Raw genomic sequence first — 10431 nt, 5'->3', positions numbered from 1 at the left:
GTTTCCATCGGGTGGTTCATCAACACTTTGACATCGGCAACATCGCCAGCCATCGTGGCGCGGATACGCATCGGTTCAGCCATTTGGCTTTCCTTTCCTAAAAATGGTTGTCCCCTATGACGGGGTATTCAATTCGACAGACCGGGGGCGGGAAATTAGCCGCCGCAACCGCCGATGGTGACCTTGACTTCCTTGGCAGCCGTATAGGACTTGCCGCCAGCCGTCACCACTGCGCGAACCAGGGAGGTTTGCCCCATTTTGATGCGGGTCGACACATAGCCCTCGGCACCGCCCGACAGGGTGAAGTCGGCCACCAGAGGGGTTGCGTTCTTTTCAGCCAGGATGGCGATAGCGGTAGTACCGGCGATGCCGCTGGTCACTTCCACCGGCACCACGGCGCCGTTTTCAGCGATGTCCGGGGCCTTGATGGTGATGTCCTTGGAATCGGCAGGGGCGTTTGCACCCATGTTCTTCAGTGCATCGCCGACATTCTTGGCCTCAAAGGCGCTACGCGGGACGCCCGCCAGGGCCTGGGTGGGCTTCAGCAGGCCGGCGGCCACGGCCACGGCCACGGTGCCTGCGCCTGCGGCGCCTTTCAGTACGTTTCTACGAAGTGCATTCATTTGGGCATATCTCCTGATTGAACAATGCAACGGGTAATTACAGACCGTATATGAAGTCGGTCACTTTATCGATCTCGGCTTCCGTCAGCACGCCGTTCTTGCCGAACGGAATCATGCTACTGGAGGGATTGGCCACGGTTGCGTCCCAGATCTGGGCACGCAGCTTGGCCTTGTCGGGGTAGCGCGCGCTCATGGCGATCAGGGGCGGTCCGATCAGACCCGCGGATTCCGCATCGGGTACAGTCGGCATGGCATGGCAGGCCAGGCAGTTGCCTTTGCTTCTATCAAACGCAATCTGCTTGCCGGTGAGTTCCTTGGCAGCATCGGCGGCGAGCGCGCTGCCCGTCAGCGTAATTGCGCCCAAAGCACATGCCGTGATTAGCTGATGCAACTTTCGCATGGTCATCCTCCTCGTTTTTGACTTGATGGTGAAAGCGCCTGCCGCTTGGAAGTACCGTGCAGTGAACGCTATCCAGTAATGGATGAACCGAAGCATAGTGGAATTGCTTTTTGCCATGCAAGGCCATGCGGGATTTTTTACGGCCAAATCGCGGGGTAAATTCCTACCAGCGGCGTCAAATAAGGGGTTTTGCAGCGAACACCTATTTTTTGCGCTGCGATTTTTCGGCCTCCTGCCATTCGCGTCGCCGCGCTTCGGCTGCGGACATTTCATGGAAACTGCCATCGCCAGCCTTGAGGCCGAGATTGATTTGTTCGATGGCAGCGACCAGATTTCCACTCAATGCGTCGGCCTCGGCCTGGGCGCTGTGGCTCAACAGGCGCTGGCCGAGTTGAGCATGAGCCTGGGCAGCGAGCCGCCACAGGCGGCGGTCGAGTGGGTAGAGCGCGAGCTGTGCATTCACCCGTGCCAGTGCGTCGCGGTTCTGGCCTGTGGTCAGCAGGGCGTTGATGTAGCCATATTGCAGGGGACGGTAGCCCGGGTAGGCTTCGCTGGCTGTGCGGTAACGCTGTACGGCAAGCTTCGTGTTGCCGCCGGTGAACGCCGTATAAGCCGCCAGTTGCAGAATCATTGGGTCGGTGTTCTTGCCGGAGGGTAGTTTTTGCACGTCGGCTTCGGCCTCCTTGAACTGGCGCGCGCGCAGCAGGGCAGTGATCAACGCGTAGCGGGCGGCAGTCTCATTGCTGTAGCGTTTGTCCTTCAGGGTGCTGCGGGCCGCGAGTACGGCATCGTCCGGGGTGCCCTCCTGCGCACGCAGGCGCGCGCGCACCAGCTGGAAGTCGAGGCTGTCCTCCACTTGACGATAAGGCGCCGAATCGCTGCGTGCTTCCATGTCAGCGATACGGTCGCTGGTGAGCGGGTGGGTGCGCAGATAGGCCGGCGCGCTGGTGTCGTAGAACCGATTGGCACGCTGCAGCCGCTCGAAGAATTCGCTCATGGCGTGCGGGTCGAAGCCGGCCTTGGTCAGCATGTCATAGCCCAGGCGATCGGCTTCACGCTCGTAATCGCGGCTGTAGTTGAGCTGGTTCTGGATCGAATAGGCCTGGGTGGAGGCGATGGCCGCGCTCGCCACGTTGGGGTTGGAACGGGAGGCCAGCAACGCCAGGGCCAGGGCGGCCATGGTCGGCCAGTAGCTCTGGCTTTGCGCTGCAACCATGCGGGCGAGGTGGTCCTGGGTGACGTGGGCAATCTCGTGCGCGATCACGCTCGCCAGCTCGGATTCGCTTTGTGCCGCAAGCAGCAGGCCGGTGTGGACGCCGATGTTGCCGCCCGGCATGGCGAAGGCGTTGATGGTGGGATCGTCGACCACGAAAAAATTGAATGTTCGTTGGTTGCGTGCGCTGACCGAGACCAGTTTGTAGCCGAGCTGGTTGAGGTAATTCTCGATTTCGGGGTCGTCCAAGTAGCGCGGGTCGGCATACACGTCGCGCATGATGGTGCGCCCCAGCGTCTGTTCCTCCTGGTCGGAAAAATACTGCCGCGACACCTCGCCCAGGTCGGGCAGATCGGCAGCAAGAACCGGCTGGATGGCCAGGGTGAACGCGAGCAGGATGCGCAGCATTAGCGGAAGAGAATGACGGCGAACGACAGCATTTCGATTAGGATGCGCGGATTGTCTACTAGGTTCCGGAATATGAGCGAGTTCACCCACTTTGATGAACGTGGCCGCGCCGTCATGGTCGACGTGGCGGACAAGGACGACACGCGCCGCATCGCAGTGGCGAGCGGACGCATCCACATGTTACCCGATACCCTGGCGCGCATTCTGGGTGGCCAGGCAGCCAAGGGCGATGTGCTCGGCATCGCCCGTATCGCGGCGATCCAGGCGACCAAACGCACCGCCGAACTGATCCCGCTCTGCCATCCGATCGCTTTGACCAAGGTGGGCGTCGAATTCAGTCATGACGCCGACGGGCCGTGGATCGCTTGCACGGTGACGGCCGAGACCGTCGGCAAGACCGGCGTGGAAATGGAAGCCCTGACCGGCGTCAGCGTTGCCTTGCTGACGATATATGACATGTGCAAGGCGGTCGATCGCGGCATGCATATGGACGATATCCGGCTGCTGGAAAAGCAGGGTGGGCGTTCCGGCCACTGGCGCGCAACGTCTGTCGGGGACACCTAGTCATATCGTCATCTTGTGCGGTGCGTAGGCTGCGGCAAGATGGGTGGGTGCGGTAATCGAGCGATCGTAATGCGTTTTTTCAGATTTTTTCTGTCGGGATTGTGGTTATGCGCGTTCACGGCGCACGCCAGCCTGCCGGATTATCAGGTATTCCCAGCTGCGGGCCAGCGCCTGTTGCTGTGGGTGGCCTCCGAGCGCGGTCGAACCGCACCGGAACTTGCCGCGGCCCAGCAACTGGCTAAGCGGGGTGTCGCAGTCTGGTCGCTCGATCCTGCCAACGCCTATTTTCTGCCTCAGGTGTCGAGCAGCATGGACGCACTGCCAGTACAGGACCTGGCAGCATGGCTGCGTGCGGCTCAGGCGAGCGGAAAACAAGTGACGGTATTTGCCGTTGCGCGTGCGGCCGTGCCGGTACTGCGGGCCGCAGTCCTGCTGGAGCCTGATCGGCGCAGCCAGCTCTGTGTGGTGCTGATGCACCCGAATCTCTATACGACGGCAGAACCTCTGACCGAGCCGGATTATCTCGATCTGGGCGATCTGTCCGGCTTGCGCGTGCGGGTGCTGCAGCCACGTCGCTCGGCCGCCACGCCATGGCTGCCGGGCCTGATGGAGCATCTGGCTCGGCATGGTGCAATCGTGAGCGACGTGGTGCTGGAGAACCTGCGCGAGGGGTACTGGGCGCGAGAAACGCCGACCGATTTTGAAACAGCTGAAAGCCGCCACATGGATAGCATGCTGCTGCACCAATTGGATACCTGGGGATGCAAGTGAAACGAATCGCGACTGTGTTGGCCATCGGCCTGTTCTGGGTAGTCACTGCGAAGGCGACCGGATTCGAGGCGCGTGTTGCCTCGCCGGCGCCGGAACTCAAGGCGCACGACCTGACGGGCGCGTCTAAAACCCTGACCGATTACCGCGGCAAGGTGGTGGTGCTCAATTTTTGGGCCACATGGTGTCCCCCCTGTCAGCGCGAAATGCCATCGCTGGAACGTCTACGGATGCAGATGAAAGGCCGGCCGCTGGAAATCGTTGCCGTTTCTAGCGCTGAAACGCCCGAGGAGGTCAACGCCTATCTGGCAAAAATGAAGTTGGGGTTTCCTATCCTGCTTGATACGGACAGCAGCAATACCCGGCGCTGGAAAGTGTTTGCATTGCCGACCACGTTTGTGCTGGATACCGAGGGGCAGGTGCGCCATGTGTTGACCGGTCCGACCGAGTGGGACCAGGGCGAAGCGCTGGCGGTGGTCGAGTCCGTTATGTCTTCGTCGCCTCCTTTGGCCAGATAGTTGATGGAGAGCGGCACGTGACCCTCCTTTAACCCCTCAAAAAATAAGGATTATTATTAGTTGGGCTTATCGGGATATCATCCGATTTGCTTGCCAGCCCGACGTCTTAGCATGCAAAATAACAATATATTCGGAATTTTTAATATATAGCCGTCCCCGCAGCATCCAGTGCCGATGCGCTGGCGCTGCTTCCAGCAGTCACCTAGTGTTATATCCGGGTAGGGAAATACGACTCCTGCAAAGGAGCCGAGGGGATAATTTTGAATCCAGAGACCGCATGAACGCCAAGATCAAACTCGAAAATCACGACGCGCAGGAAATCAAGTACACCACGTGTTATATGTGTGCCTGCCGCTGCGGCATCAAGGTGACACTGGAGGACAACAAGGTCCGCTTCATCCAGGGTAACCGCAATCACCCCACCAACCAGGGCGTCTTGTGCGCCAAGGGGTCGGCCGGGATCATGAAGCAGTATTCCACTGCCAAGCTGACGCAACCCTTGATGCGCAAGCCGGGCACCGAGCGCGGCGAAGGCATTTACGAGCCGATTTCCTGGGGTCAGGCGCTCGACGTGCTGACCGACCGGCTGGAAGAAATCCGGGCGACCGACCCTTCCAAGCTCGGCTATTTCACGGGCCGTGACCAGATGCAGGCGCTGACCGGTCTGTGGGCGCAGCAGTTCGGCACGCCCAACTGGTCCGCGCACGGCGGTTTTTGTTCGGTCAACATGGCGGCGGCCGGTCTCTATTCGATCGGTTTCTCGTTCTGGGAATTCGGCGCGCCCGACTGGGATTACGCCAAGTACTTCCTGATGTGGGGCGTGGCGGAAGACCACTCCTCCAACCCGATCAAGATCGGCCTGGAAAAGTTGAAGCGCAAGGGCGGCAAGTTCGTCACCGTCAACCCGGTGCGCACCGGTTACTCGGCGATTGCCGACGAATGGCTGCCGATCAAGCCCGGCATGGACGGCCTCTTGGCCATGTCGATGGTGCACGTGCTGCTGAAGCACGAGAAGTTCGATTACGAATTCCTGGTGCGCTACACCAACGCCTCCTGGCTGGTGGTGCAGACCCCCGGACAGAAGGGCGACGGCCTGTTCCTGCGCGACGAGAACGACCAGCCGCTGATCTGGGACATCGAGAAGGAAGCCTTCAAGAACGGCATGGACGGCGACATCGCTCCTGCGCTGTTCGGCGAGTATGTCGCCCCCGACGGCCGCCGCGTCAAGACCGTGATGTCGATGATGGCCGAGCGCTACCTCGACGAGCGCTACGCGCCGGAAAACGTCGCGCTGGAATGCGGCCTGCCGGCCGAGACCATCGAGCGCATCGCGCTGGAAATGGCACACGTCGCGTTCAAGGAGACGGTCGAGCTGCCGATCGAGTGGACCGACGTGTGGGGCCGCAAGCACGACAAGGTCGTGGGCCGACCGGTCGCCATGTACGCCATGCGCGGCATTGCGGCGCACTCCAACGGCTTCCACTCCTGCCGCGCCATCCACATGATCCAGATGCTGTTGGGCGCGCTCGACGCGCCGGGCAACTTCCGCGCCCGTGCGCCGTATCCGAAGCCGATTCCGCCGCACCAGCTGCCGGAAAACAACATCGACATCATCAATGCGCCGAACACGCCGCTGTCGCGCCCGCCGCTCGGCTTCCCGACGCGTCCGGAAGACCTGGTGGTCGACGAGTTCGGCAACCCCCTGCGCATCGACAAGGCGTATTCGTGGGAAGTGCCGATCGCATCTCACGGCCTGATGCACATGGTCATCACCAACGCGACCAATCACGATCCCTACGCGCTCGACACGCTGATCCTGTTCATGGCCAACATGGCGTGGAACTCGACCATGAACACGGCCAACATCCAGGACATGCTGCGTGCCAAGGATCCGGAGGAGCCCGGTCTGTACAAGATTCCGTTCCTGGTGGTGATCGACGCGTTCCATTCGGAGATGACCAACTTCGCCGACCTGATCCTGCCGGACACGACCTACCTCGAGCGCTACGATTCGATTTCGCTGCTCGATCGCCCGATTTCCGAGCCGGATGCGGCGGCCGACGCGATCCGTCACCCGCTGGTTAAACTGGATCGTGACGTGCGCCCGTGGCAGGAAGTCATGGTCGAACTGGCGGGCCGCCTGAAATTCCCGGCGTTCACCAAGCCCGACGGGACGCCCAAGTTCAGCGGCTACAAGGATTTCATCGTCAACTTCGAGCGTTCGCCCGGCATCGGTTTCCTCGCCGGCTGGCGTGGCAAGGACGGCACCAAGTCGCTCAAGGGTGAACCCAACCCCAACCAGTGGGAAAAGTACATCGAGAACCAGAGCTTCTACGCACACCACTGGCCCGACAACCAGAAGTACATGCGCTACGCCAACAAGGACTACCTGGATGTCGCAGCGGATGTGGGCTTCGTCGGCAAGGCCGAGCCGATCATCATGCAGTTCTATTCCGAGCCGCTGCAGAAATTCCGCCTGGCGGGGCAGGGCCTGTACGACGGTCCACAGCCGAACAACCAGGTCGACCGCGAGCGTCTGGTGAAATACTTCGACCCGCTGCCGATGTGGTACGAGCCGCTCGAGCAGCAGCGCGTCGACAAGGAGGAATATCCCTTCTTCGCGCTGACCCAGCGCCCCATGTTCATGTACCACTCGTGGGATTCGCAGAACGTGTGGCTGCGTCAGATCATGGCGCAGAACTACATGTACATGAACGCCCGCAAGGCTGCCGAAATGGGCATCAAGGACTTCGACTGGATCTGGGTCGAATCGCACAACGGCAAGATCCGCTGCCAGGTCAAGACCATGGAAGGCACCCAGGAGGACACCATCTGGACCTGGAACGCCATCGGCAAGCAGAAGGGTGCCTGGGGCCTGAAGGAAAACGCGTCCGAAGCGACCAAAGGCTTCCTGCTCAACCACCTGATTTCCGAGCTGCTGCCGGAAAAGGCCGGCGAGCGTCGTGTCACCAACTCCGACCCGGTGACCGGTCAGGCCGCATGGTTCGACCTGCGGGTGAAAATCTGGAAGGCCGCACCGGGCGAAACGGGCTCCTGGCCGCAGTTTGACGAACTGAAGGCGCTGCCGGGCGACGAGCGTTACGAGCGGCCGGATGTGTTGCGTTACGACGCACGCACCCACGAAAAGAACTGAGCAGTACCCGAATAAATAAAGCGAGCACAAAATGAGACTTGGATTGGTCATCGACCTCGACGTGTGCGTAGGCTGTCATGCCTGCGCCATCGCCTGCAAGGAATGGAATGCCTCGGGCACCATCGGCCCGTTGTCCGACTACCAGCCCTATGGCGCCGAGCCGTCGGGTGTGTGGTTCAACCGGATTCGCCATTACGAAATGGACGAGTATCCGAACAACAAGACGGTCAACTTCCCGATGTCGTGCATGCACTGCGAGGACGCCGACTGCGTCACCGTGTGCCCGACCGGCGCCTCGTACAAGCGCGCCGAAGACGGCATCGTGCTGATCGACCAGGACAAGTGCATGGGCTGCAATTACTGCTCGTGGGCCTGCCCGTATGGCGCACGCGAACTCGACCGCTCCAGCGGCACGATGAAGAAGTGCACCCTGTGCGTCGACCGCATCTACGATCAGGAACTGCCGGTCGAGGAGCGCCAGCCCTCGTGCGTGCTCACCTGCCCGGCGCACGCCCGCATGTTCGGCGACTTCGACGACCCCGATTCGGCAGTGTCGCGCACCGTGCGCGAGCGCGGCGGCTTCCCGCTGATGCCCGAGCTCAACTACAACCCGACCAACACGTATCTTCCGCCGCGCCGCAAGCCGGTGATCCCGGTCGAGACCCAGCCCAAGGGTGGCTTGAAGGAAAGCATCAAGCAGTTTGCCAACAAGCTGGTGCGCCGTTGAACCGCGCTGCCCAATAAATAGAGCCAGGAGAATCCATGCATCCCGCTTTTTGGTTCCGACGTAACCTGAAGGTTAGTCTCCGCCGAAATGCTGGATGTTGATTAATTAGGAAAACATCATGCATCCAGCATTTTCAGTCATCTTCTTCACCGTAGCATCGGGCGCCGGTTTCGGCCTGTTCTCGCTGCTGTTCATTGCGGACACGTTCAAACTTGGTGGCGGATTCACGCCCGCACAACTTGTCATTGGCGGTCTCGTCGCGATGAGTCTGATCGTGTTCGGTCTGCTGTCGTCCACCTTCCATCTCGCCAACCCGAAAAACGCCTGGCGTGCATTCAGCCGCTTCCGTACCTCGTGGCTGTCGCGCGAAGGCGTGTTTGCCGTGGTGTTCATGCCGCTGGCACTGGTTTACCTGGCCAGCATCTGGTTCGAGGCGCCGCAGTGGCTGCGTGAAACCTTTGGGTTCCTGTCGGCCGTGCTGGCCTGGATCACGGTGTTTTCCACCGGCATGATCTACGCCTGCCTGAAAACCATCCGTCAGTGGAACACCCCGCTGGTGCCGGCCAATTACCTGGCGCTCGGCTACGCCAGCGGCAGCCTGCTGCTGCTGCTTGGTGCGGTCGTGGCGGGGCTCGACACCCTGCCCTTCATCGCAATGTCGGCACTGATCGTCTCGATCGCCGCAGTCCTGAAGGCGATCTATTACTTCTGGATACGCAGCCCGGGCCTTACTCCCACGATCAATACTGCGACCGGCCTGACACGCGCCAAGGTCAAGCTGCTCGATACCGGGCATACCCATGGGACCTTCCTGACCCAGGAGTTCGGCTTCCAGATCGCACGTCAGAAGGCTGGCCTGCTCAAGGTCGTGGTGTTCGGACTGGGCTTTGCGCTGCCTGGATTGATGCTGGTATGGGTCTTCAATGCGCAAGGCGGGCAAGCTGCGGCTGTCGTCGCGGCCTGCGCGGGAATTGCAGGCGCAGCCGTGGAGCGCTGGCTGTTTTTCGCAGAAGCCCGCCATGTCGTGAATCTGTATCACGGTGCCCAGCGCTGCTGAATGGATTCCCGCACCGCGACAGAGGGCATGCTTGGCTTAGCCTTAGCTTTGGGTTATATTAGAAAGTTCTAATTTATTCCGTTGCAGGAGTTATGACATCTATGTTCGGACTGTCAGGATTCAAGGAAGTCGATGTCGCCTACGTAGCCGAGATCGCGACCAAGGGCGCGCATCTGATCGATGTGCGTACCGAAGCCGAAGTGGCCCAGGGCGTGATTGATGGAGCCATTCACATCCCGCTGCATCTGTTGCCGTTGCGCGCGGCCGACATTCCCCAGGACAAGCCGGTGGTGATCTACTGCCGCTCGGGCGCACGCTCGGCGCAGGCGTGTGCATTCATGGCCTCAAAGGGCTATAACAACATGCACAACCTGGCCGGTGGAATCATGGCGTGGGCACGTTCGGGCAATGCGCTGAGCCAGCCCCGTTAGCGCGAACGTCGAAGGAATGGCCTGATTTTCCTATTGCGCAGCAATTTCGGTTGCAATAGGGGAACTTCTGGTTTAAGGTACCGCAGCGTTTTTTAGTACATGCCGATTTAATGGATTTAATGTAAGGAGAACAACATGAATTTCGATAAAGAACTCGATGCACGTGGTCTGAACTGTCCCCTGCCCATCCTGCGTGCCAAGAAAGCCCTGGCCGAAGTCACCAGCGGACAAGTGCTGAAAATCCTGTCGACCGACCCGGGTTCGGTCAAGGATTTTGCGGCCTTCGCCAAGCAGACCGGCAACGAACTGCTGTCCACTGCCGAGGCAGGTGGCGAGTTCACCTTCTTCATGAAGAAAAAATAATAAAAGAAACCTAACCGGCGCCGACTGTTCCAAAGAAGAACACACGGCGCTGTTTTTTTAACGAAACAGGAGACAGAGCATGGATACCAAAAAAATGGCCATCATTGCCACCAAGGGCACGCTGGACTGGGCTTACCCCCCGTTCATCCTGGCTTCGACGGCGGCGGCGCTGGGTTATGAAACCCAGATTTTCTTCACCTTCTAC

The 10431-nt window shown here is 60.2% G+C and carries 12 protein-coding genes; 9 read left to right on the top strand and 3 right to left on the bottom strand.

All coding sequences use genetic code 11. The features are described from left to right. Positions 1–155: 155 nt before the first annotated feature. From soxY to ABT23_RS14015, 3 genes are all read right to left on the bottom strand, one after another. Entirely contained in the window at positions 156–623 is a 468-nt protein-coding gene (gene soxY / locus ABT23_RS14025; protein WP_296636589.1) for a thiosulfate oxidation carrier protein SoxY, read from the bottom strand. Positions 624–660: 37 nt separating this feature from the next. Further along, positions 661–1023 carry a sulfur oxidation c-type cytochrome SoxX gene (soxX, locus tag ABT23_RS14020; protein WP_296636586.1) on the bottom strand — a complete coding sequence of 121 codons (363 nt, stop codon included), beginning with the start codon at positions 1021–1023 and terminating at the stop codon, positions 661–663. Between the two features lie 202 nt (positions 1024–1225). Beyond that, the gene (locus ABT23_RS14015; protein WP_296636583.1) at positions 1226–2644 is read right to left on the bottom strand and encodes a M48 family metalloprotease; all 1419 of its coding nucleotides are present in this window, start codon (positions 2642–2644) and stop codon (positions 1226–1228) included. Positions 2645–2716: 72 nt separating this feature from the next. Between ABT23_RS14015 and moaC the strand changes: the two genes are divergently transcribed. The 9 genes from moaC to ABT23_RS13970 form a co-directional block, all read left to right on the top strand. Then, positions 2717–3208: a cyclic pyranopterin monophosphate synthase MoaC gene (moaC, locus tag ABT23_RS14010; RefSeq protein ID WP_296636581.1), complete on the top strand. Its 492-nt coding sequence runs from the start codon at positions 2717–2719 to the stop codon at positions 3206–3208. 69 nt (positions 3209–3277) lie between these two features. Continuing rightward, entirely contained in the window at positions 3278–3979 is a 702-nt protein-coding gene (locus ABT23_RS14005; protein ID WP_296636578.1) for a hypothetical protein, read from the top strand. Continuing rightward, complete coding sequence (locus tag ABT23_RS14000) at positions 3970–4494, top strand: TlpA disulfide reductase family protein (RefSeq protein WP_296636577.1); 525 nt, start codon at positions 3970–3972, stop codon at positions 4492–4494. Before ABT23_RS14005 ends, ABT23_RS14000 begins: the two co-directional genes overlap by 10 nt. Before the next feature lie 277 nt (positions 4495–4771). Continuing rightward, on the top strand, positions 4772–7648 hold the full coding sequence (locus ABT23_RS13995; protein WP_296636574.1) for a molybdopterin oxidoreductase family protein: 2877 nt from the start codon (positions 4772–4774) through the stop codon (positions 7646–7648). A gap of 31 nt (positions 7649–7679) precedes the next feature. Then, positions 7680–8375 carry a 4Fe-4S dicluster domain-containing protein gene (locus tag ABT23_RS13990; protein WP_296636571.1) on the top strand — a complete coding sequence of 232 codons (696 nt, stop codon included), beginning with the start codon at positions 7680–7682 and terminating at the stop codon, positions 8373–8375. A 118-nt stretch (positions 8376–8493) separates the two neighbouring features. After that, positions 8494–9432, top strand: coding sequence for a DmsC/YnfH family molybdoenzyme membrane anchor subunit (locus tag ABT23_RS13985; RefSeq protein WP_296636569.1), 939 nt, complete (start codon positions 8494–8496; stop codon positions 9430–9432). A gap of 101 nt (positions 9433–9533) precedes the next feature. Further along, complete coding sequence (locus ABT23_RS13980) at positions 9534–9863, top strand: rhodanese-like domain-containing protein (RefSeq protein WP_018508572.1); 330 nt, start codon at positions 9534–9536, stop codon at positions 9861–9863. Between the two features lie 135 nt (positions 9864–9998). Next, positions 9999–10226 (top strand): sulfurtransferase TusA family protein, encoded by a 228-nt coding sequence (locus ABT23_RS13975; RefSeq protein ID WP_011311086.1) that lies wholly within the window; start codon positions 9999–10001, stop codon positions 10224–10226. A 79-nt stretch (positions 10227–10305) separates the two neighbouring features. Further along, positions 10306–10431: DsrE/DsrF/DrsH-like family protein (locus ABT23_RS13970; protein ID WP_296636592.1), on the top strand; the 126-nt coding region annotated here is incomplete at its 3' end.

It is taken from the genome of Thiobacillus sp. SCN 63-57 (assembly GCF_001725555.1).
Classification (GTDB): Bacteria; Pseudomonadota; Gammaproteobacteria; order Burkholderiales; family Thiobacillaceae; genus Thiobacillus.
This window is presented reverse-complemented; position numbering and strand designations above follow the sequence as displayed.